Here is a 23131-nt window from a genome sequence, read left to right on the forward strand (position 1 = left end):
TTTATGACAAACGCTCTATATTTCTTTGGGTAGTTTTTCATCTATTTGCTACCTTCGTTTTTCCGAGTTTCTTGCATGTTGCCAATTTATTATTCTTTTATATAATATTTTGGATTGTGTTAAAGAAAAAGAAGAAGGAAGCTCTCTTTCTTGCCCTTTATCTATTTATGTTTTATCAAAGTATTCGATATTTGGTTTTGACATTTATAATACGATTGATATTTGACTACTCTGAACTATCTGATTTCTTGCATAGTGGATTTGATTCTGTATTTAGTTTGATTTCGTTGTTTTTGTCTGTTGTCATTTTAAGACGATGGGGAATTGATTTCAATATATTATTTTTAGATAAATTTCAATCGTTAGTGACGAAAAGTATGTGGATCTTATCCTTATTGTTTGGTTTCAGACTGTTTTCATCCATCATGTCTGGAGGATGTAATCCTTTCTACGTTCGATTTGATACGACCATTTCTCTCCTGATTTTCATCCTATTTTTCTCTTGGCTCTTTTACATTAAGCATTTGGAGCAGGTTTATCGTGATGAGCAGACCATTCAGAGACAAGAAGATGAAAATCGTTCCTTGCAAGGGATGGTGGATAAGCTGGGTCATCTCTATGATGAAGTTCGAGGTTTCCGTCATGATTTTGCAGGGATTGTCGCTAGCATGGAGCCTGCCATAGCGAATCAAGACATGGCCGAGGTGTCTACCATTTATCAAGATGTCTTTCTAAAGACAAATGAAAAGCTGAGAAAGGCGGACTACACAGCCTTTAATCTTCACAATATCCATGATATAGCCATTCGTAATACCTTGGCAAAAGCCATGATTGTGGCAGATAATCAGGGAATTCATTTTAGTTTGGAGACGGTGGGGGTCGTCGAAGAGCTGGCATTGCCGATGTTGGAGGCTATCCGTATCCTCTCTATCCTCACGACAAATGCTTTAGAAGCAGCGAATGAGGCGGAAAATCCGCAGATTCGAGTTGCTTTGTTGGCAGGTGATAGGAGTGTTCGTTTTATCATTGAAAACACTCGTAAGAAAGAAGAACTGAATCCCAGCATTCTCAGTCAAAAGGGTTACTCTACCAAGGGCAAGCACAGTGGACTGGGCTTAGCGACCTTGGAGGATATGGTTTTTCATTATGATTTGAACTTAGATACCCAACTGGGAGAGACGACCTTTAGACAAGATTTAGAATTGCCATTTAAGGATGAGGAACGAGGAGGAGAGGAATGAGAATTTTAGTTTTGGAAGACGATAGAGTCCAGCAGGGACGGATAGAGCAGACTTTACTAGATATCGGTCGCTCTCGTAATTTAAGATTGGAGATTGATATTGCCAAAAACTATGGAGACGTTGAAAAGTATTCCCAGTATTTTGACCATTACCAGCTCTATTTATTGGATTTAGAGATTGATGGAGAGCGTGAACGGGGCTTTCAGGTTGCTCAACATGTTCGGGAGCGGGATCCTTTTACAAGCATTGTCTTTGTGTCCACGCACTCGGAGGCCTTGCCTCTAGCTTTTCGCTACCACTTGTCTGCCTTGGATTTTATTTCCAAGGATCAGCCTGAGGAGGATTACCGTCATCAGCTGGAGCGCTGTCTGGACTATGTACTGGCAGTGGATAAGAGAGAAAATATGCGTCTATTCACCTATAGTTTTGAGGGAAGACGGGGCTTTACTTTGCCCTACCATGAGATTTTAGCCTTTGAAACCTCAGTGGAATCCCACCGAATCAAGGTCTATTATGCGAATCATTCTATCAAGACCATTTATGGCAGTCTCAAGGATATAGCTGCCAAGGCTGAAAAAGATTACTTTGTCTATGCCAATCGCAATACGTTGGTCAGTTTACAGGCCATTGAAGAGATGACTGCGACAGAAGTGACCCTGTTAGAAGGATTACATTTCCCCGTATCACGGACAGCCAGAAGAACCCTTAAAAAACATCTCAATGTCTAATATCTGTTAGACTTGAATCAATTTATCAATAAGAATGTCGGAAAATTTTCTGATATTCTTATTTTTTTGAATTCTTTTTCGAATAGATAAGTAAGAGGAAAAGGAAAGGAGCCTAGTTCATGTATCTACCAATCTTGTATCCGTGGTTCATTAAATTATTTTTCAAATAAATTTAATTTAGTTGTACATTTTCGAAATTTTTTTCGAATAGATAAGTAAGAGGAAAAGGAAAGGAGCCTTGTTTATGTATCTACCAATCTTGTATCCGTGGTTTTTTAAATTATTTTTTAAATAAAATTTAATTTAGTTGTTCATTTTCGGATTGTTTTTCGAATAGATAAGTGAGAGGGAAAAAAGAAAGGAATAAAATAATGAAAGAACATTATTATGGATTTGTTGAGCTGACTTCGGAAGAATTGACCGATATTCAAGGTGGAGAAAATTGGACGAAGACACTTGCAGATTGGTACGTTGGATTTCGTAGAGGTTTAGGTTTTTAGGGGATAAGCGATGAATGAAATGAATGATAAGTGTACTATTGAAGTATTAAAGGAAAGCGACTTAGCTTTGCTGGTGGGTGGTAGCAAGGAAAGTTATCAACGGGGTTTAATTACAGGTCTATTGTTACGTCGTGCATTATTTGGATTCTAAGATAATATTTAGAGAGTAAAGGTTATCTATAACAACGAATAGAATATATGAAAAAGGAAAGACAAAAAACTACCTTTTTCAATTGTTAATAATCAAAAAAGGAGAATAAGATGGAAAAATTTAAAAATATGGAAGATCGTTTTCATGTAATGAGTCATGAGGAAATGGCCGATGTAGAAGGAGGTTTGCTAATTGGTCTGGTAGTAGTTGGAGGAGTCGCAATTGCAGGAACGTTTTTATTGGGTGCGGTAGATGGTGCTTCAGGAGCACATGCTAAGCGTCGTGGACGTTAACAGGGAAGGAAGAGCGCTGATGGAACGCATGATAGAAAGTTGGATTACTAGGGTAGAGACCTTTTACAGTTTGCAGTCAATTCCTGTAAAAGTATTGATTTTCATAGTTGGAGTAGTTGGGGTTTATGCTTTAGGGACATTACTTTTAGGACCGGTTTATTGGGCGGGACAGAAGTTTGGCGAAATGGTTTACAATTATTTATTTTAATAAAAAATTATAGATAAAGAGGAACAAATACAATGAATATGATAAAAATTGAAGAAAGATTTACAAGTCTCACAGAAAAAGATTTAGCAACAGTAGAGGGCGGTCGAGTGTCATGGAGAGGTAATATTAACATCGATGTCCATAAAGTGATTGATAGTACGGGAAGATTTTTCGGTGGTATCTATAATGCTGGTAGAGCATTTGGGCGAAATGTTTACAATGCATTTTATTAATATAGTTTATTAAAATTGACATCATATATTATATTTTTGAATTCTTTTTCGAATAGACCATAATCTGATTGTAGTCAGAGAGGCATTTCTATGTTTTTAAAAAAAGAAGTGATATTATTAGGGGTATTGTTATCGCTACGTATTATTTTTACTATCGTTCAAATTTTAATTGACTATAAAATATTATCAGGACAGTATAGTGTAAATTTTATGGATATTTCAGAAGTATTTACTTATCCAATACTCATTTTAATCATTTACATAGCAATAAAATATAATACAAAGGAGTAATGACGAACATGAATCAAAAGGATTTGGTGCATGTGAATGGCAGCGTTTTTCCGCCATTCTTGTCAGGTAAATAGGAGTCTAACATGAAAACATTTTTATTAGGTTTTGCTGAGGGGTATTTTATCGTATCGCTCATAATCTACATCGCAACGTATTTGATTTTGAGAAATCCAACCAATACCCTATTTTATCCAGAAATTTACCCTGTTTTATTTGGGCTCTTTTATCTAGGATATAAGGCCAATAAAAAGCAAGTAGAGTGAGCAGTTAAGAATGACTTGTTAGTCTTCGCTGAAAATGGTTAGAGTAGAATCTAAGAATGCACCACATTGGAGTTTAATATGAAATTCGTTAAATCAGTATTGAAAGTTTTGCCTGAAATCATGGTATTACTTAGTTCAATGTCTTATATCATCATCAGATTAGTGGCTGACATAAATAAAGTATCTTTACCTACTTGGTTTGATAATTTTAATATACCCACGGTTGCATTATTTATGATGGTCTTCATTCTTTTATACAGAAGTAAAGAAAAAAAGAATAGATAGATTTGAAGCGGTAGACGCTCTATAGGGAATAGGTGTCTTATAGTAACGAATCAAAAAAAAGGAGTAACTATGAATCGTAATTTAGAACGGTGTTATCTATTCTGACTAGGAATAGATTATACCAGAGGTGGCTTAGAAATAGCAGGGACATTAGTAATTGAAGTAATGAATAGGATGTTGTAAATGTTACTACCAATGATTTATTTGTCCCAAGCTTGCCTAGGGTGTCAGTAAAAAATCACTTTCCTTTCATACCATATTTTTAGTAGGCAGGACATTTGTTCTGCCTATTTTTTTATCCCAAAAGTGCAGTTGGGAGGTAGATAGGCGCATTTGGGGAAGAAGTCCAGTTTTTGTTTGGGAATTGGGGTAAGATAGATATTATCAGATGAGTTTAGGAAAAAGGAGATGAATATGAAATTTGGGAAACGTCACTATCGTCCGCAGGTAGATCAGATGGATTGCGGTGTAGCTTCATTAGCCATGGTTTTTGGCTACTATGGTAGCTATTATTCTTTGGCTCACTTGCGAGAATTGGCTAAGACGACCATGGATGGGACGACGGCTTTGGGCTTGGTCAAGGTGGCAGAGGAGATTGGTTTTGAGACGCGAGCCATTAAGGCGGATATGACGCTTTTTGACTTGCCAGATTTGACCTTTCCTTTTGTTGCTCATGTGCTTAAGGAAGGAAAATTGCTCCACTACTATGTGGTAATTGGTCAGGATAAGGATAGCATTCATATTGCCGATCCAGATCCTGGGGTGAAATTGACCAAACTGCCACGTGAGCGTTTTGCGGAAGAATGGACAGGAGTGACTCTTTTTATGGCACCTAGTCCAGACTACAAGCCTCATAAGGATCAAAAGAATGGCCTGCTCTCTTTTATCCCTATATTAGTGAAGCAGCGTGGCTTGATTGCCAACATCGTCCTAGCGACACTTTTGGTGACCCTGATTAACATTGTGGGTTCTTATTATCTGCAGTCTATCATTGATACCTATGTGCCAGATCAGATGCGTTCGACGCTTGGGATTATTTCTATTGGACTGGTCATCGTCTATATTCTCCAGCAGATCTTGTCTTACGCTCAGGAGTATCTCTTACTTGTTTTGGGGCAACGCTTGTCGATTGACGTGATTTTATCCTATATCAAACATGTTTTTCACCTGCCTATGTCCTTTTTTGCGACACGCAGGACAGGGGAAATCGTGTCTCGTTTTACAGATGCTAACAGTATCATTGATGCGCTGGCTTCGACCATTCTTTCGATTTTCCTAGATGTGTCAACGGTTGTCATTATTTCTCTTGTTTTATTTTCACAAAATACCAATCTCTTTTTCATGACCTTATTGGCACTTCCTATCTATACAGTGATCATCTTTGCCTTTATGAAGCCGTTTGAAAAGATGAATCGGGATACCATGGAAGCCAATGCGGTTCTGTCTTCTTCTATCATTGAGGACATCAACGGTATTGAGACTATCAAGTCTTTGACCAGTGAAAGTCAGCGTTACCAAAAGATTGACAAGGAATTTGTGGATTATCTGAAAAAATCCTTTACCTATAGTCGGGCAGAGAGTCAGCAAAAGGCTCTGAAAAAAGTTGCCCATCTCTTACTCAATGTCGGCATTCTCTGGATGGGAGCTGTTCTGGTCATGGATGGCAAGATGAGTTTGGGGCAGTTGATTACCTATAATACCTTGCTGGTTTACTTTACAAATCCTTTGGAAAATATCATCAATCTGCAAACCAAGCTTCAGACAGCACAGGTTGCCAATAACCGTCTAAATGAAGTATATCTGGTAGCTTCGGAGTTTGAGGAGAAGAAAACGGTTGAGGATTTGAGCTTGATGAAGGGAGATATGACCTTCAAGCAGGTTTCTTACAAGTATGGCTATGGTCGAGACGTCTTGTTGGATATCAATTTGACCATTCCCCAAGGTTCTAAGGTGGCTTTTGTGGGGATTTCAGGGTCAGGTAAGACGACCTTGGCCAAGATGATGGTTAATTTTTACGACCCAAGTCAAGGGGAGATTAGTCTGGGTGGTGTCAATCTCAATCAGATTGATAAAAAGGCCTTGCGCCAGTATATCAACTATCTGCCTCAACAGCCCTATGTCTTTAACGGAACGATTTTGGACAATCTTCTTTTGGGAGCCAAGGAGGGGACGACACAGGAAGATATCTTACGGGCGGTCGAATTGGCAGAGATTCGGGAGGACATTGAGCGCATGCCACTGAATTACCAGACAGAATTGACTTCGGATGGGGCAGGGATCTCAGGTGGTCAACGTCAGAGAATTGCTCTGGCACGTGCTCTCTTGACAGATGCGCCGGTCTTGATCTTGGATGAGGCGACCAGCAGTTTGGATATTCTGACAGAGAAGCGAATTGTCGATAATCTTATGGCTTTAGATAAGACCTTGATTTTCATCGCTCACCGCTTGACCATTGCTGAGCGGACAGAGAAGGTTGTTGTCTTGGATCAGGGCAAGATTGTTGAAGAAGGAAAGCATGCTGATTTGCTTGCACAAGGTGGCTTTTACGCCCATTTGGTGAATAGCTAGAAAGAGGAGAGGATGAAACCAGAATTTTTAGAAAGTGCGGAGTTTTATAATCGTCGTTACCATAATTTTTCCAGTCGGGTGATTGTCCCCATGTCGCTTCTGCTCGTGTTTTTGCTTGGATTTGCAACATTTGCAGAGAAGGAGATGAGTTTGTCTACTAGAGCTACTGTTGAGCCTAGTCGTATCCTGGCAAATATCCAGTCAACTAGCAACAATCGCATTCTTGTTAATCATTTGGAAGAAAATAAGCTGGTAAAAAAGGGAGAACTGTTGGTTCAATATCAAGAAGGGGCAGAGGGTGTCCAAGCGGAGGCCTATGCCAGTCAGTTGGACATGCTTAAGGATCAAAAAAAGCAATTGGAGTATTTGCAAAAGAGCCTGCAAGAAGGGACGGATTACTTTCCAGAGGAGGATAAGTTTGGCTACCAAGCCACCTTTCGCGACTACATCAGTCAAGCAGGCAGTCTTAGGGCTAGTACATCGCAACAAAATGAGAGCATCGCGTCCCAGAATGCAGCAGCTAGCCAAACCCAAGTCGAAATCGGCAACCTCATCAGCCAAACAGAGGCTAAAATTCGCGATTACCAGACAGCTAAGTCAGCTATTGAAACAGGCGCTTCCTTGGCCAGTCAGAATCTAGCCTACTCTCTCTACCAGTCCTACAAGTCTCAGGGTGAGGAAAATCCGCAAGCTAAATCCCAGGCTGTTGCGCAGGTTGAAGCACAGCTTTCTCAGTTAGAATCTAGTCTTGCTACTTACCGTGTCCAGTATGCAGGTTCAGGTACCCAGCAAGCCTATGCGTCAGGTTTAAGCAGTCAATTGGAATCTCTTAAATCCCAACATTTGGCTAAGGTCGGTCAGGAATTGACCCTTCTAGACCAGAAAATCTTGGAGGCAGAGTCAGGTAAGAAGGTACAGGGAAATCTTTTAGACAAGGGGAAAATTATGGCGAGTGAGGATGGGGTGCTTCATCTTAATCCTGAGACCAGTGATTCTACCATGGTAGCAGAAGGTACCCTACTAGCTCAACTCTATCCATCCTTGGAAAAAGAAAGGAAAGCCAAACTAACAGCTTATCTCAGTTCAAAGGATGTAGCAAGGATCAAGGTCGGTGATTCTGTTCGCTATACGACTACTCATGATGCCAAGAATCAACTTTTCCTAGATTCTACTATTACAAGTATTGATGCGACAGCTACTAAGACTGAGAAAGGGAATTTCTTTAAAATTGAGGTGGAGACTAATCTAACTTCGGAGCAGGCTGAAAAACTTCGGTATGGGGTGGAAGGTCGCCTGCAGATGATTACGGGCAAGAAAAGTTACCTGCGTTATTATTTGGATCAATTTTTGAACAAAGAGTAATGTTCGTATTTTTAGAGTTAAATGATTTTAAAACTGTGAGAAAGATTCTTCTTGCGGTTTTTTCTTTATGATTTTTGAGGTTACTACGTTATTTATTCGGTTAAATTCTTGTAATTTTAGGCTTTTTATGGTAGAATGTGCTCAAGTAATACGAAAGGCGAACTTTAAAATGTCAAAACAATTGATCTATTCGGGAAAAGCTAAAGATATCTATACAACTGAGGATGAAAATCTTATTATTTCAACTTACAAGGACCAGGCGACTGCTTTCAATGGTGTCAAGAAGGAGCAGATTGCAGGTAAGGGAGTGTTGAATAATCAGATTTCATCTTTTATTTTTGAGAAATTAAATGCGGCTGGTGTGGCGACTCACTTTGTGGAGAAACTTTCAGACACGGAACAACTCAATAAAAAGGTTAAGATTATTCCTTTGGAAGTCGTGCTCCGCAACTATACTGCTGGTTCCTTTTCAAAACGTTTTGGTGTAGACGAAGGAATCGCATTTGAGACTCCGATTGTCGAATTTTACTACAAAAATGATGATTTGGATGATCCATTCATCAATGATGAGCATGTGAAATTCCTACAGATTGCGGATGACCAGCAGATTGCCTACTTGAAGGAAGAAACCCGTCGTATCAATGAACTTTTGAAAGGCTGGTTTGCTGAGATTGGGCTTAAGTTGATTGACTTTAAGCTAGAGTTCGGTTTTGACAAGGATGGCAAGATTATCTTGGCAGATGAATTTTCACCAGATAATTGCCGTTTGTGGGATGCAGATGGCAACCACATGGATAAGGATGTTTTCCGTAGGGGACTAGGTGAATTAACCGATGTTTATGAAGTTGTTTGGGAGAAGCTGCAAGGTTTGAAATAATCTGTTTGCAACGGAAAACCTTCGTCTCTCAACTAAAAGGACTCAGGCTGAAAAGGTCCCCCAGACCTTTTCACTCCGTAGGGGATTGGGAGAACTAACAGATGTTTACGAGATTGTCTGGGAAAAGTTGCAGGGTTTGAAATAACAACCTCAAGGTCGTTGGAACATTGTAAAAGCTGAAATAAAGGAATAAGGATTGATGGATAAACGTATTTTTGTTGAAAAAAAGGCTGATTTTCAGGTCAAGTCAGAGAGTTTGGTGAGAGAACTCCAGCACAACTTGGGACTTTCAAGCTTGAAAAGTATTCGCATCGTGCAAGTGTATGATGTATTTGACTTGGCAGAGGACCTGTTTGCACCTGCAGAGAAACACATCTTCTCTGAGCAGGTGACAGACCATGTCTTGGATGAAGCTGCTGTACAGGCGGATCTTGCCAACTATGCTTTCTTTGCCATTGAAAGCCTGCCAGGGCAGTTTGACCAGCGTGCAGCATCTTCACAGGAAGCCTTGCTTTTGTTGGGAAGTTCGAGTGATGTGACGGTCAATACAGCTCAACTTTACTTGGTCAATAAAGATATTGATGCGACTGAGTTAGAAGCAGTCAAGAACTATTTGCTCAATCCAGTTGATTCTCGTTTCAAGGACATCACGACAGGGATTGCCAAGCAGGAATTTTCAGAGTCAGACAAGACCATTCCTAAATTGACTTTCTTTGAAAGCTATACAGCAGAAGACTTTGCTCGCTACAAGGCCGAGCAAGGGATGGCCATGGAAGTGGATGATTTGCTCTTTATCCAAGAATATTTCAAGTCAATCGGGCGCGTGCCAACTGAGACAGAGCTCAAGGTTTTGGATACTTACTGGTCTGACCACTGCCGTCACACAACTTTTGAGACAGAGTTGAAACACATCGACTTTTCAGCTTCTAAATTTCAAAAGCAATTGCAGTCAACCTATGACAAGTATATTGCCATGCGTGATGAGTTGGGGCGTTCTGAAAAACCTCAAACCTTGATGGATATGGCGACTATTTTCGGTCGTTATGAGCGTGCTAATGGACGTTTGGATGATATGGAAGTGTCAGACGAAATCAATGCTTGCTCAGTAGAAATCGAAGTGGATATTGATGGTGTGAAAGAGCCATGGCTCCTCATGTTCAAGAATGAAACTCACAACCACCCAACGGAAATTGAGCCATTTGGTGGGGCTGCTACCTGTATCGGTGGAGCCATTCGTGACCCATTGTCAGGTCGCTCATATGTTTACCAAGCCATGCGGATCTCAGGTGCTGGTGATATTACAGCACCGATTTCAGAAACTCGCGCTGGGAAATTGCCACAACAGGTCATTTCTAAGACAGCGGCTCATGGTTATTCTTCATACGGTAACCAGATTGGGCTTGCAACAACCTACGTTCGCGAGTATTTCCACCCAGGATTTGTAGCTAAACGCATGGAGCTAGGTGCTGTTGTTGGTGCGGCTCCTAAGGGCAACGTCGTCCGAGAAAAACCGGAAGCGGGTGATGTCATTATCCTTCTTGGTGGTAAGACTGGACGTGACGGTGTCGGTGGTGCGACAGGTTCTTCTAAGGTTCAAACAGTTGAGTCTGTGGAAACTGCTGGAGCTGAAGTTCAAAAAGGGAATGCTATCGAAGAACGCAAGATTCAACGCCTTTTCCGTAATGGCAATGTCACTCGTCTTATCAAGAAATCTAATGACTTTGGGGCAGGCGGTGTCTGTGTGGCTATCGGTGAATTAGCAGACGGTCTTGAAATCGACCTCAACAAAGTACCTCTTAAATACCAAGGATTGAATGGTACTGAAATTGCCATCTCTGAATCTCAAGAACGGATGGCTGTTGTGGTACGTCCAGAAGACGTAGATGCCTTCGTTGTAGAATGTAACAAAGAAAATATTGATGCTGTTGTTGTGGCGACAGTGACTGAAAAACCAAATCTTGTCATGCACTGGAATGGTGAAACGATTGTCGACTTGGAACGCCGTTTCCTTGATACCAATGGTGTGCGCGTAGTTGTCGATGCTAAGGTTGTGGACAAGGACGTCAAACTTCCAGAGGAGCGTACAACAAGCGTAGAAACACTGGAAGCAGATACCCTTACCGTTCTATCTAACCTCAACCATGCGAGTCAAAAAGGTTTGCAGACCATCTTTGATTGCTCTGTTGGTCGTTCGACGATCAATCACCCACTTGGCGGTCGCTACCAACTCACACCAACTGAGGCTTCTGTTCAGAAATTGCCAGTTCAACACGGAGTGACTCATACGGCGTCAGTTATGGCCCAAGGTTTCAACCCTTATGTAGCAGAATGGTCTCCATACCACGGTGCTGCCTATGCGGTGATCGAAGCGACAGCTCGTTTGGTGGCTGCTGGTGCCAACTGGTCTAAGGCTCGTTTCTCTTACCAAGAGTATTTCGAGCGCATGGACAAACAAGCTGAGCGTTTTGGTCAGCCAGTAGCAGCTCTCCTAGGCTCTATCGAGGCACAAATTCAGCTTGGTTTGCCATCTATCGGTGGTAAGGACTCTATGTCTGGTACCTTTGAAGAATTGACAGTACCGCCAACCTTGGTTGCCTTTGGGGTGACGACGGCAGATAGCCGTAATGTGCTCTCTCCAGAATTTAAAGCTGTTGGGGAAAATATCTACTACATCCCAGGTCACGCTCTTGCTACAGAGATTGATTTTGATTTGATTAAGAAAAATTTTGCTCAGTTTGAAGCCCTTCAAAAGGCTCACAAAGTAACAGCGGCTTCAGCTGTCAAATACGGCGGTGTGCTTGAAAGTTTGGCCCTTGCTACCTTTGGAAATCATATTGGTGCAGAGGTAACCTTGCCTGAACTTGAAACGGCTTTGACAGCTCAATTGGGTGGATTTGTCTTCACATCTCCTGAAGAAATTGCTGGAGTAGAGAAAATCGGTCAAACAAGTGCAGACTTTACACTCCTTGTCAACGGTGTGAAGCTAGATGGACAGAAACTTGACAGTGCCTTCCAAGGCAAATTGGAAGAAGTCTACCCAACAGAGTTTGTTCAAGCCAAAGAACTGGCTGAAGTACCAGCTGTGGCATCAGATGTTGTGATTAAAGCCAAAGAAAAGGTTGAAAAACCTGTGGTTTACATCCCAGTCTTCCCAGGAACCAACTCGGAATATGACTCAGCTAAGGCCTTTGAAAAAGAAGGTGCAGAAGTTAACTTGGTGCCATTTGTGACTCTGAATGAAGAAGCTATTGTCAAGTCAGTTGAAACTATGGTTGACAATATCGGTAAGGCTAACATTCTCTTCTTTGCAGGTGGATTCTCAGCTGCAGATGAGCCAGATGGATCGGCTAAATTTATTGTCAATATCCTGCTCAATGAAAAAGTGCGTGCGGCTATTGATAGCTTTATCGCCCGTGGTGGCTTGATTATCGGTATCTGTAATGGGTTCCAGGCTTTGGTCAAATCAGGTCTTCTTCCATACGGAAACTTTGAAGATGCTACTAGTACTAGCCCAACCCTTTTCTACAATGATGCCAACCAGCACGTAGCGAAGATGGTGGAAACTCGTATTGCCAATACCAACTCGCCATGGTTGGCTGGGGTGCAAGTGGGCGATATCCACGCCATTCCAGTATCGCACGGTGAAGGGAAGTTTGTCGTGACGGCTGAGGAATTCGCTGAACTCCGTGACAATGGACAAATCTTCAGCCAATATGTTGACTTTGATGGCAAACCAAGTATGGACTCTAAGTACAATCCGAATGGTTCTGTCCATGCCATTGAAGGAATTACTAGCAAGAACGGCCAAATCATTGGTAAAATGGGACACTCAGAACGTTATGAAGACGGTCTTTTCCAAAACATCCCAGGAAATAAAGACCAGCACCTGTTCGCGTCAGCGGTTAAATACTTTACTGGAAAATAAGACTTACAGATTTTCTAATAGATAGTATCAGTAATGTAAAAGTCATGTAGATTTAGCTCTTGGTGCTACACAAATAAAAATTAGGTATATAAAATGACATACGAAGTAAAATCTCTTAATGAAGAATGTGGTGTTTTCGGTATCTGGGGACATCCAGATGCTGCTAAATTGACCTATTTTGGTCTCCATAGTCTTCAGCACCGTGGTCAGGAGGGGGCAGGAATCCTCTCCAATGATCAGGGACAATTGAAGCGCCATCGTGATATGGGTCTTCTATCAGAAGTCTTCAGAAATCCTGCTAACTTAGATAAATTGACAGGAACTGGTGCGATTGGGCATGTGCGTTATGCGACTGCTGGCGAAGCTTCTGTAGATAACATCCAGCCCTTCCTCTTCCGTTTTCATGATATGCAGTTTGGCTTGGCTCATAATGGAAACTTGACCAATGCTGCCTCTCTCAAGAAAGAACTGGAACAAAGAGGAGCGATTTTCAGCGCGACTTCGGACTCGGAAATCCTAGCTCACCTCATTCGTCGCAGCCACAATCCTAGTCTGATGGGTAAAATCAAAGAAGCGCTCAGCCTTGTCAAAGGTGGCTTTGCCTATATCCTGTTGTTTGAGGATAAGTTGATTGCTGCCCTTGACCCTAATGGCTTCCGTCCGCTTTCTATCGGGAAAATGGCCAACGGAGCGGTGGTGGTTTCCTCTGAAACCTGTGCTTTTGAGGTCATTGGTGCTGAATGGATTCGTGATTTGAAGCCAGGTGAGATTGTGATCATTGATGACAAGGGAATCCAGTATGATAGCTATACAGATGATACTCAGTTAGCAATCTGTTCTATGGAGTATATCTATTTTGCTCGCCCTGATTCTAACATTCATGGTGTCAATGTCCATACGGCACGTAAACGTATGGGTGCCCAATTGGCGCGTGAATTCAAGCACGAGGCGGATATCGTGGTCGGTGTGCCCAATTCTTCCCTCAGCGCGGCTATGGGCTTTGCGGAAGAGTCCGGGCTACCAAATGAAATGGGCCTCATCAAGAACCAATACACCCAACGTACCTTTATCCAACCCACTCAAGAATTGCGGGAGCAAGGGGTGCGGATGAAACTCTCTGCTGTTTCAGGCGTTGTAAAAGGCAAGCGTGTGGTTATGGTGGATGATTCTATCGTTCGCGGAACAACCTCTCGTCGGATCGTTCAACTCTTGAAAGAAGCAGGTGCGACTGAAGTTCACGTGGCTATTGGAAGCCCAGCGCTAGCTTATCCATGCTTCTACGGGATTGATATCCAGACCCGTCAGGAGCTGATTGCGGCTAATCATACGGTCGAAGAAACGCGTCAAATCATTGGGGCGGACAGTCTGACTTATCTTTCTGTTGAAGGTTTGATTGAGTCGATTGGGATTGAAACAGATGCGCCAAATGGCGGTCTCTGTGTCGCTTACTTTGACGGTGACTACCCAACACCTCTCTATGACTATGAAGAAGATTATCGTAGAAGTTTGGAAGAAAAGACCAGTTTTTACAAATAGATGACAGATTTTCCATTAAAAAAAAGTAACAAATAGATGACAAATAAGAATGCTTATGCCCCACGTCTCACTACTGACTAAAAGCTAAAGCATTTGTCAGTAGACGCTTTCTCCTATGGGACCAAAGCTAGAGACCTGACTAGTATTTTTAGATAAAATAATTGTTTATCTAAAAATATGTCGCAGTCTTTCCCCAAAAAAGAAAAGGAAAAATAAAATGGCAAATAAAAATGCGTACGCTCAATCTGGTGTGGATGTTGAAGCGGGTTATGAAGTTGTTGAACGGATTAAAAAGCACGTGGCTCGTACGGAGCGTGCAGGTGTCATGGGAGCTCTGGGTGGCTTTGGTGGTATGTTTGACCTTTCAAAGACTGGGGTTAAAGAACCCGTCTTGATTTCAGGAACTGATGGTGTCGGAACCAAGCTCATGCTGGCTATCAAGTACGACAAGCACGATACCATCGGTCAGGACTGTGTAGCCATGTGTGTCAATGATATCATCGCTGCAGGCGCGGAGCCTCTCTATTTCCTCGACTATGTGGCAACTGGCAAGAATGAACCAGCTAAGCTAGAACAAGTGGTTGCTGGTGTAGCAGAAGGTTGTGTGCAGGCTGGAGCAGCCCTCATCGGTGGGGAAACGGCTGAAATGCCTGGCATGTACGGCGAAGATGACTATGACTTGGCTGGTTTTGCGGTCGGTGTGGCTGAAAAATCTCAAATCATTGACGGTTCAAAGGTGGCAGAAGGAGATATTCTTCTCGGACTTGCTTCAAGTGGGATTCATTCCAATGGTTACTCTCTTGTCCGTCGTGTCTTTGCGGATTACACAGGTGAGGAAATCTTGCCAGAATTGGAAGGCAAGCAACTCAAGGAAGTTCTTCTTGAGCCAACTCGTATCTATGTCAAGGCTGTCTTACCACTCATAAAGGAAGGGTTGGTCAACGGCATTGCCCATATCACAGGTGGTGGCTTTATAGAAAATGTCCCTCGTATGTTTGCGGATGACCTAGCTGCTGAAATTGATGAAAGCAAAGTTCCAGTGCTTCCGATTTTCAAAGCTCTTGAGAAATACGGTCAGATCAAACACGAAGAAATGTTTGAAATCTTCAATATGGGTGTGGGACTTATGCTAGCAGTTAGCCCTGAAAATGTAAGTCGTATCAAGGAATTGTTGGATGAACCAGTCTATGAAATTGGTCGTATCGTCAAGAAAGAAAACGAAAGTGTCATCATCAAATGAAAAAAATAGCGGTTTTTGCCTCTGGTAATGGCTCAAATTTTCAGGTGATAGCGGAACAATTTCCAGTAGAGTTTGTCTTTTCAGACCATCGTGACGCCTATGTGCTCGAACGTGCAGACAAGCTCGGCGTTCTGTCCTATGCTTTTGAACTCAAGGAGTTTGACAACAAGGCAGACTACGAAGCAGCCCTTGTCGAACTCTTGGAAGAGCACCAGATTGACTGGGTTTGTCTAGCAGGCTACATGAAAATTGTTGGGCCTACTTTACTAGCAGCTTATGAAGGTCGGATTATCAACATTCATCCAGCATACTTGCCAGAATTTCCAGGAGCTCATGGGATTGAGGATGCTTGGAATGCTGACGTGGATCAGTCTGGTGTGACCATTCACTGGGTGGATTCGGGTGTGGATACAGGAAAGGTTATCAAACAAGTGCGTGTGCCACGGCTGGCTGATGATACGATTGAAAGTTTTGAAACTCGGATTCATGAGGCAGAGTACAAGTTGTATCCAGAGGTTCTGGATAGCTTGGGAGTTGCACGAAAATAAGATCGAAGTCAAGTTTTGATTGCGCAATCTTGCTGGGAGAAAAAATGATTGAACTGAAATTAGTAGATGAGAGCAGTTTTCAGGCAGTGCTGGATTTGAAAATATCTGAAGCTGATAAACGAGCACGTTTCGTGGCTCCAAATGTACGCTCTTTAGCTGATGCATGGCTCTACCGGAAAAACGAAGATGTGTTTCCGATGGCGATCTATTGGGATAAGCAAGTGGTTGGCTTTCTCCTGCTGGAAATAGACAAGGATGAAGCGGAATACTTTATCTGGCGGATAATGATTGGCCAACAGTACCAAGGAAGAGGTTATGGACGAAAAGCTGTGGAAGTTCTGATCAAAAAGGCTCAGATGGATAGCACTTGCAATCATATTATCGCAGATTATGTGGTTGGAAATGAAAAAATGAAGCACCTGTTGACTAGTTTGGGTTTTCAGGAAACAGGATTTATAGAAGAAAATAACGAAGTCGCTATGCGCTTGGACCTAAAGAAAGAGGAATAGAATGACGAAAAAAGCTTTAATCAGCGTCTCAGATAAAGCGGGCATTGTTGAATTTGCCCAAGAACTCAAAAAACTTGGTTGGGAGATTATCTCGACAGGTGGGACCAAGGTTGCCCTTGATAATGCTGGGGTGAAGACCATTGCCATCGATGATGTGACTGGTTTTCCAGAGATGATGGATGGCCGTGTCAAGACCCTTCATCCAAATATCCACGGGGGACTTTTGGCTCGTCGTGACTTGGATAGTCACTTGGAAGCAGCTAAGGAGAACCAGATTGAGCTCATTGATCTTGTTGTGGTAAACCTTTACCCATTTAAGGAAACCATCCTCAAACCAGACGTGATTTACGCTGATGCGGTGGAGAATATCGATATCGGCGGGCCATCTATGCTTCGTTCAGCAGCGAAAAATCATGCCAGTGTTACAGTTGTGGTAGATCCTGCTGACTACGCTGTGGTTTTGGACGAGTTGTTAGCCAATGGTGAAACGACTTATGAAACTCGCCAACGTTTGGCAGCCAAGGTTTTCCGTCATACAGCGGCTTATGACGCCTTGATTGCAGAGTATTTCACAGCTCAAGTGGGGGAAAGCAAACCTGAAAAGCTCACTTTGACCTATGACCTCAAACAAGCTATGCGTTACGGTGAGAACCCTCAACAAGACGCGGACTTCTACCAAAAAGCCTTGCCGACTGACTACTCGATTGCTTCAGCGAAACAGCTCAACGGGAAAGAATTGTCATTTAATAATATCCGTGACGCTGATGCGGCCATTCGTATCATCCGTGATTTTAAAGACCGTCCAACCGTTGTGGCTCTCAAACACATGAACCCATGTGGAATTGGTCAAGCTGATGATATCGAAACAGCTTGGGACTACGCTTATGAGTCTGACCCAGTTTCTATCTTTGGTGGTATCGTCGTTCTCAACCGTGAGGTGGATGCTGCGACAGCTGAGAAGATGCACGGCGTTTTCCTTGAAATCATTATCGCACCAAGCTATACCGATGAGGCGCTAGCCATTTTGACCAATAAAAAGAAAAACTTGCGTATCCTTTCCTTGCCATTTGATGCTCAAGAGGCTAGCGAAGTGGAAGCAGAATACACAGGCGTAGTAGGTGGACTTCTGGTGCAAAACCAAGACGTGGTCAAGGAAAGCCCAGCTGACTGGCAAGTGGTGACCAAACGCCAACCAACTGAGACAGAAGCGACAGCTCTTGAGTTTGCTTGGAAGGCTATCAAGTATGTCAAATCAAACGGTATCATCGTGACCAACGACCATATGACACTTGGTGTTGGCCCAGGTCAAACCAATCGTGTGGCTTCAGTCCGTATTGCCATTGACCAAGCTAAAGACCGTCTGGACGGCGCTGTGCTTGCTTCTGATGCCTTCTTCCCATTTGCGGATAACGTGGAAGAAATCGCCAAAGCAGGTATCAAGGCCATCATCCAGCCAGGTGGGTCTGTCCGTGATCAGGAATCAATTGAAGCTGCTGACAAATACGGCTTGACTATGGTCTTCACAGGAGTGAGACATTTTAGACATTAAGAACGTTAAAGGGAAGAAAACAGTTTCTTTCCTTTTTTGCGTAAAAATGCGGAGTGAAACAAGATTAAAACGAACGTTTGTGGTATAATATTAGTAAATAATTCGCAAAAGAGGTTGAGGAATGAAGCTGTTAGTTGTCGGTTCGGGTGGTCGTGAACATGCGATTGCTAAGAAATTGCTTGAGTCAAAAGAAGTAGAAAAGGTTTTTGTTGCTCCTGGGAATGATGGGATGACTCTGGATGGTTTGGAATTGGTAAATATCTCTATTTCCGAACATTCTAAATTGATTGAGTTTGCAAAAGCCAATGATATCGCTTGGTCCTTTATCGGGCCAGATGACGCTCTTGCGGCTGGGATTGTGGATGATTTTAACAAAGCTGGGCTCAAAGCCTTTGGTCCGACAAGATTGGCAGCAGAGCTGGAGTGGTCCAAGGATTTTGCCAAGGAAATCATGGTCAAATACGACGTTCCGACAGCAGCCTACGGCACATTTTCAGATTTTGAGGAAGCCAAGGCTTATATCGAGGAGAAAGACGCTCCTATCGTCGTTAAGGCAGATGGTTTGGCACTTGGGAAGGGTGTCGTCGTTGCCGAGACGGTTGAGCAAGCAGTAGAAGCCGCTCACGAGATGCTCTTAGACAATAAATTCGGTGATTCAGGTGCGCGTGTGGTTATCGAGGAATTCCTTGACGGGGAGGAGTTCTCTCTCTTTGCCTTTGTCAATGGTGACAAGTTCTACATCATGCCAACGGCTCAGGACCACAAACGTGCCTACGATGGCGATAAGGGTCCTAACACGGGAGGTATGGGTGCCTATGCACCAGTTCCTCACTTGCCACAGAGTGTAGTTGATACAGCGGTGGAGACTATTGTCAAGCTAGTCCTAGAGGGCATGATCCAAGAAGGGCGTCCATATCTGGGAGTTCTTTACGCAGGGCTTATCTTGACAGCTGATGGACCTAAGGTCATCGAGTTTAATGCTCGCTTCGGAGATCCAGAAACTCAGATTATCTTGCCTCGTCTGACCTCTGATTTTGCCCAAAATATCACAGATATTCTGGATAGCAAGGAGCCAAACATCACCTGGACGGACAAGGGTGTGACTCTGGGTGTGGTTGTCGCATCCAATGGTTATCCGCTAGACTATGAAAAAGGTGTCAAGTTGCCAGCCAAGACAGAAGGCGACATTATCACCTATTATGCAGGGGCTAAGTTTGCGGAAAATAGCAGAGCACTGCTATCAAACGGTGGACGTGTTTATATGCTAGTTACCACAGCAGACACCGTCAAAGAAGCCCAAAACACCATCTACAGCCAACTCGACAAACAAAACACAGAAGGGCTCTTCTACCGAACCGATATCGGAAGCAAGGCGATTAAGTAAAGATATAAGAATAACGCGACGAAGTCGCCAAATACGATAATGGTCGCCGTGGTGAAAAGACCAGAACAGTGAATGTTCTGGTCGGGGGAAACTTTGAGACCTTAGGCTCCAAGTTTAGGAATGAAACCGAAGGTTTGCTTCCGTCCCCACCACCTAAGACCATTATCAAAAAAGAAGAAAAGGAAAAATTATGACTAAACCAGTAATTTCCATCATCATGGGCTCAAAATCCGACTGGGCAACCATGAAAAAAACAGCAGAAGTCCTAGACCGCTTCGGTGTAGCTTACGAAAAGAAGGTTGTCTCTGCCCATCGCACACCTGACCTTATGTTCAAGCATGCCGAAGAAGCGCGTAGTCGTGGTATCAAGGTCATCATCGCAGGTGCAGGTGGCGCAGCTCATTTGCCAGGTATGGTCGCAGCTAAAACAACCCTTCCAGTCATTGGTGTGCCCGTAAAATCGCGTGCCCTTAGTGGTGTGGACTCGCTTTACTCTATCGTACAGATGCCGGGTGGCGTACCTGTTGCGACAATGGCTATCGGTGAAGCAGGAGCGACAAACGCTGCCCTCTTTGCCCTTCGTCTCCTTTCAGCAGAAGATCAGGCTATCGCGACAGCTTTGGCAGATTTTGCAGAAGAACAAGGAAAAATCGCAGAGGAGTCGACAAATGAGCTCATCTAAAACAATCGGAATTATCGGTGGCGGCCAGCTGGGTCAAATGATGGCCATTTCTGCTATCTACATGGGCCACAAGGTTATCGCGCTGGATCCTGCTGCAGATTGCCCGGCCTCTCGCGTGGCGGAAATCATCGTGGCTCCTTATAACGATGTGGATGCTCTTCGTCAGTTGGCGGAGCGCTGTGATGTTCTTACCTATGAATTTGAAAATGTCGACGCCGATGGTTTGGATGCGGTCATCAAGGATGGACAACTCCCTCAAGGGACAGATCTGCTCCGCATTTCCCAAAATCGCATTTTTGAAAAGGACTTTCTTTCAAACAAGGCTCAAGTCACTGTAGCACCCTACAAGGTTGTGACTTCAAGCCAAGACTTAGCAGATATCAACTTGTCGAAAAACTATGTTCTCAAGACTGCGACAGGTGGCTACGATGGGCATGGGCAAAAGGTCATTCGTTCAGAAGCAGACTTGGAAGAAGCCTATGTACTAGCAGATTCAGCCGACTGCGTTTTGGAAGAATTTGTTAATTTTGACCTTGAAATTTCTGTCATCGTGTCAGGAAATGGCAAGAACGTGACGGTTTTCCCAGTTCAGGAAAATATCCACCGCAACAATATCCTGTCTAAGACCATCGTGCCTGCTCGCATTTCAGAAAGTCTAGCAGACAAGGCTAAAACTATGGCAGTGAGAATCGCAGAACAACTCAACTTGTCTGGAACTCTCTGTGTGGAAATGTTTGCGACAGCTGATGACATCATTGTCAACGAAATCGCCCCACGGCCACACAACTCTGGGCACTACTCTATCGAAGCCTGCGACTTCTCCCAGTTTGACACCCATATCTTAGGTGTTATCGGAGCACCATTGCCAGCTATCAAACTGCATGCGCCAGCCGTCATGCTTAATGTCCTCGGCCAGCATGTCAAGGCTGCTGAAAAATATGTCACAGAAAATCCAAGCGCCCACCTCCACATGTATGGTAAAATAGAAGCGAAGCACAACCGCAAAATGGGACATGTGACTTTGTTTAGTGATGCGCCGGATAGTGTGGGAGAGTTTGGGAAAGGGATAGATTTTTAGGACAAGTCTATGATTAAAATCATCGTTAACGCTTTTGTTGAAAAGGATAAGACTGGAGCAGTCGTGGAAGTCTTGTATGCTAGCAGTGATCATGAAAAGGTGAAGGCTAAATATGAAAAGCTAGTTGCTCTATATCCTGAAAACTATTTAGCAATTTATGATTTACCATTGGATACCGATCTCAATGAATTACTACACTATCCATCTGTGTTTATTGGAAAAGAGGAGTTTGAGTAGAAATCTTGGTTTACCTAGATAGCTTATTCCCAACAGCTTACGAAGAAAGGAAAAATTAACAATATGATCGACCGTTACTCTCGCCCTGAAATGGCGAACATTTGGAGTGAAGAAAATAAATACCGTGCTTGGCTTGAGGTGGAAATCCTAGCTGACGAGGCATGGGCTGAGTTGGGGGAAATCCCTAAGGAAGATGTGTCTTTGATTCGTGAAAAAGCGGACTTTGACATCGACCGTATCTTGGAGATTGAGCAGGAGACGCGTCACGATGTGGTTGCCTTCACACGTGCGGTTTCTGAAACGCTTGGCGAAGAGCGCAAGTGGGTCCATTACGGTTTGACATCAACTGATGTGGTGGATACGGCTTACGGTTACCTCTACAAGCAGGCTAACGACATCATCCGTCGTGACCTTGAAAATTTCACCAACATCATCGCTGATAAGGCTAAGGAGCACAAGTTTACCATCATGATGGGGCGTACCCACGGTGTGCACGCTGAACCTACAACCTTTGGTCTTAAATTGGCGACTTGGTATAGCGAAATGAAGCGCAATATCGAGCGTTTCGAGCATGCGGCTGCTGGTGTGGAAGCTGGTAAGATTTCTGGTGCGGTTGGGAACTTTGCCAACATCCCACCATTTGTAGAACAATATGTCTGCGACAAGTTGGGTATCCGTGCTCAAGAAATCTCTACACAGGTGCTTCCTCGTGACCTTCACGCTGAGTACTTTGCAGTTCTTGCTAGCATTGCGACTTCTATCGAACGTATGGCGACTGAGATTCGTGGTTTGCAAAAATCAGAACAACGTGAAGTGGAAGAATTCTTTGCTAAAGGGCAAAAAGGTTCATCTGCAATGCCTCACAAACGCAACCCTATCGGTTCTGAGAACATGACAGGTCTAGCGCGTGTTATCCGTGGTCACATGATTACTGCCTATGAGAACGTAGCTCTCTGGCACGAACGTGATATCTCTCACTCATCAGCTGAGCGCATCATTACACCAGATACGACTATTTTGATTGACTACATGCTCAACCGTTTTGGAAATATTGTCAAGAATTTGACAGTCTTCCCAGAAAACATGATCCGCAACATGAACTCGACTTTTGGTTTGATTTTCAGTCAACGTGCTATGTTGACCTTGATTGAAAAAGGAATGACCCGTGAGCAAGCCTATGACTTGGTACAACCAAAAACAGCCTACTCTTGGGACAATCAAGTAGACTTTAAACCACTTCTTGAAGCAGATCCAGAGGTAACTTCTCGCCTCACTCAAGAAGAAATCGATGAAATCTTCAACCCTCTTTATTACACCAAACGAGTGGATGATATCTTTGAACGTCTTGGACTTGGTGACTAATCAACAAATATTGAATATAAAAAGCGAGATTTCCATCTCGCTTTTTTGATTCCTTGTCTATCAGAATCTTCTTTATGAGTA

At 43.2% G+C, this 23131-nt stretch carries 25 protein-coding genes; all 25 read left to right on the forward strand.

The window, feature by feature from the left end; translation table 11 throughout:
• Nucleotides 1-365 precede the first annotated feature (365 nt).
• Complete coding sequence (locus QM843_RS03170; RefSeq protein ID WP_247947544.1) at nt 366-1241, forward strand: GHKL domain-containing protein; 876 nt, start codon at nt 366-368, stop codon at nt 1239-1241.
• Nucleotides 1238-1969, forward strand: coding sequence for a response regulator transcription factor (locus tag QM843_RS03175; RefSeq protein WP_020903295.1), 732 nt, complete (start codon nt 1238-1240; stop codon nt 1967-1969). The genes QM843_RS03170 and QM843_RS03175 overlap by 4 nt, the downstream gene beginning before the upstream one ends.
• 371 nt (nt 1970-2340) lie before the next feature.
• The gene (locus QM843_RS03180; protein WP_049499438.1) at nt 2341-2469 is read left to right on the forward strand and encodes a smi_0059.1 family bacteriocin-like peptide; all 129 of its coding nucleotides are present in this window, start codon (nt 2341-2343) and stop codon (nt 2467-2469) included.
• Between the two features lie 10 nt (nt 2470-2479).
• Nucleotides 2480-2620: a hypothetical protein gene (locus QM843_RS03185; RefSeq protein ID WP_247947543.1), complete on the forward strand. Its 141-nt coding sequence runs from the start codon at nt 2480-2482 to the stop codon at nt 2618-2620.
• Nucleotides 2621-2748: 128 nt separating this feature from the next.
• Nucleotides 2749-2913, forward strand: coding sequence for a class IIb bacteriocin, lactobin A/cerein 7B family (locus QM843_RS03190; RefSeq protein WP_247947542.1), 165 nt, complete (start codon nt 2749-2751; stop codon nt 2911-2913).
• Between the two features lie 19 nt (nt 2914-2932).
• On the forward strand, nt 2933-3121 hold the full coding sequence (locus QM843_RS03195) for a hypothetical protein (protein WP_050967306.1): 189 nt from the start codon (nt 2933-2935) through the stop codon (nt 3119-3121).
• 32 nt (nt 3122-3153) lie between these two features.
• Nucleotides 3154-3354 (forward strand): SPPN_00645 family bacteriocin-like peptide, encoded by a 201-nt coding sequence (locus QM843_RS03200; protein ID WP_050207636.1) that lies wholly within the window; start codon nt 3154-3156, stop codon nt 3352-3354.
• Between the two features lie 90 nt (nt 3355-3444).
• Complete coding sequence (locus tag QM843_RS03205; RefSeq protein WP_023940558.1) at nt 3445-3645, forward strand: hypothetical protein; 201 nt, start codon at nt 3445-3447, stop codon at nt 3643-3645.
• An 83-nt stretch (nt 3646-3728) separates the two neighbouring features.
• Nucleotides 3729-3908 (forward strand): hypothetical protein, encoded by a 180-nt coding sequence (locus QM843_RS03210; RefSeq protein WP_247947541.1) that lies wholly within the window; start codon nt 3729-3731, stop codon nt 3906-3908.
• Nucleotides 3909-3986: 78 nt separating this feature from the next.
• The gene (locus tag QM843_RS03215; protein WP_049544737.1) at nt 3987-4193 is read left to right on the forward strand and encodes a hypothetical protein; all 207 of its coding nucleotides are present in this window, start codon (nt 3987-3989) and stop codon (nt 4191-4193) included.
• A 414-nt stretch (nt 4194-4607) separates the two neighbouring features.
• Nucleotides 4608-6761, forward strand: a complete 2154-nt coding sequence (gene comA / locus QM843_RS03220) for a peptide cleavage/export ABC transporter ComA (RefSeq protein WP_414304537.1) — start codon at nt 4608-4610, stop codon at nt 6759-6761.
• 12 nt (nt 6762-6773) lie between these two features.
• Nucleotides 6774-8123: a competence pheromone export protein ComB gene (comB, locus tag QM843_RS03225; RefSeq protein WP_414304536.1), complete on the forward strand. Its 1350-nt coding sequence runs from the start codon at nt 6774-6776 to the stop codon at nt 8121-8123.
• A gap of 169 nt (nt 8124-8292) precedes the next feature.
• Nucleotides 8293-9000 (forward strand): phosphoribosylaminoimidazolesuccinocarboxamide synthase, encoded by a 708-nt coding sequence (purC, locus tag QM843_RS03230; RefSeq protein WP_229294829.1) that lies wholly within the window; start codon nt 8293-8295, stop codon nt 8998-9000.
• Between the two features lies 1 nt (nt 9001).
• Nucleotides 9002-9145, forward strand: a complete 144-nt coding sequence (locus QM843_RS03235) for a phosphoribosylaminoimidazolesuccinocarboxamide synthase (protein ID WP_078228447.1) — start codon at nt 9002-9004, stop codon at nt 9143-9145.
• Between the two features lie 54 nt (nt 9146-9199).
• Nucleotides 9200-12925: a phosphoribosylformylglycinamidine synthase gene (locus QM843_RS03240; protein WP_414304535.1), complete on the forward strand. Its 3726-nt coding sequence runs from the start codon at nt 9200-9202 to the stop codon at nt 12923-12925.
• Between the two features lie 93 nt (nt 12926-13018).
• Nucleotides 13019-14461 (forward strand): amidophosphoribosyltransferase, encoded by a 1443-nt coding sequence (gene purF / locus QM843_RS03245; RefSeq protein WP_023947410.1) that lies wholly within the window; start codon nt 13019-13021, stop codon nt 14459-14461.
• Between the two features lie 217 nt (nt 14462-14678).
• On the forward strand, nt 14679-15701 hold the full coding sequence (gene purM, locus QM843_RS03250; RefSeq protein WP_020903301.1) for a phosphoribosylformylglycinamidine cyclo-ligase: 1023 nt from the start codon (nt 14679-14681) through the stop codon (nt 15699-15701).
• A complete protein-coding gene (purN, locus tag QM843_RS03255) occupies nt 15698-16249 on the forward strand; it encodes a phosphoribosylglycinamide formyltransferase (protein WP_023947406.1) in 552 nt (183 codons plus the stop codon). The genes purM and purN overlap by 4 nt, the downstream gene beginning before the upstream one ends.
• Before the next feature lie 44 nt (nt 16250-16293).
• A complete protein-coding gene (locus QM843_RS03260; protein ID WP_031237093.1) occupies nt 16294-16758 on the forward strand; it encodes a GNAT family N-acetyltransferase in 465 nt (154 codons plus the stop codon).
• Nucleotide 16759: 1 nt separating this feature from the next.
• Complete coding sequence (gene purH / locus QM843_RS03265; RefSeq protein ID WP_084950539.1) at nt 16760-18307, forward strand: bifunctional phosphoribosylaminoimidazolecarboxamide formyltransferase/IMP cyclohydrolase; 1548 nt, start codon at nt 16760-16762, stop codon at nt 18305-18307.
• 121 nt (nt 18308-18428) lie between these two features.
• Nucleotides 18429-19691, forward strand: a complete 1263-nt coding sequence (gene purD, locus QM843_RS03270; RefSeq protein WP_060627284.1) for a phosphoribosylamine--glycine ligase — start codon at nt 18429-18431, stop codon at nt 19689-19691.
• Between the two features lie 190 nt (nt 19692-19881).
• Entirely contained in the window at nt 19882-20373 is a 492-nt protein-coding gene (purE, locus tag QM843_RS03275) for a 5-(carboxyamino)imidazole ribonucleotide mutase (RefSeq protein WP_084953728.1), read from the forward strand.
• Complete coding sequence (gene purK, locus QM843_RS03280) at nt 20360-21451, forward strand: 5-(carboxyamino)imidazole ribonucleotide synthase (RefSeq protein ID WP_414304534.1); 1092 nt, start codon at nt 20360-20362, stop codon at nt 21449-21451. Before purE ends, purK begins: the two co-directional genes overlap by 14 nt.
• Nucleotides 21452-21460: 9 nt before the next feature.
• Complete coding sequence (locus QM843_RS03285; RefSeq protein WP_265487177.1) at nt 21461-21688, forward strand: phosphoribosylaminoimidazole carboxylase; 228 nt, start codon at nt 21461-21463, stop codon at nt 21686-21688.
• 63 nt (nt 21689-21751) lie between these two features.
• Nucleotides 21752-23050 carry an adenylosuccinate lyase gene (gene purB / locus QM843_RS03290; RefSeq protein ID WP_414304533.1) on the forward strand — a complete coding sequence of 433 codons (1299 nt, stop codon included), beginning with the start codon at nt 21752-21754 and terminating at the stop codon, nt 23048-23050.
• Nucleotides 23051-23131 lie beyond the last annotated feature (81 nt).

Source organism: Streptococcus mitis, from assembly GCF_047463435.1.
GTDB classification, from domain to species: domain Bacteria; phylum Bacillota; class Bacilli; order Lactobacillales; family Streptococcaceae; genus Streptococcus; species Streptococcus mitis_DS.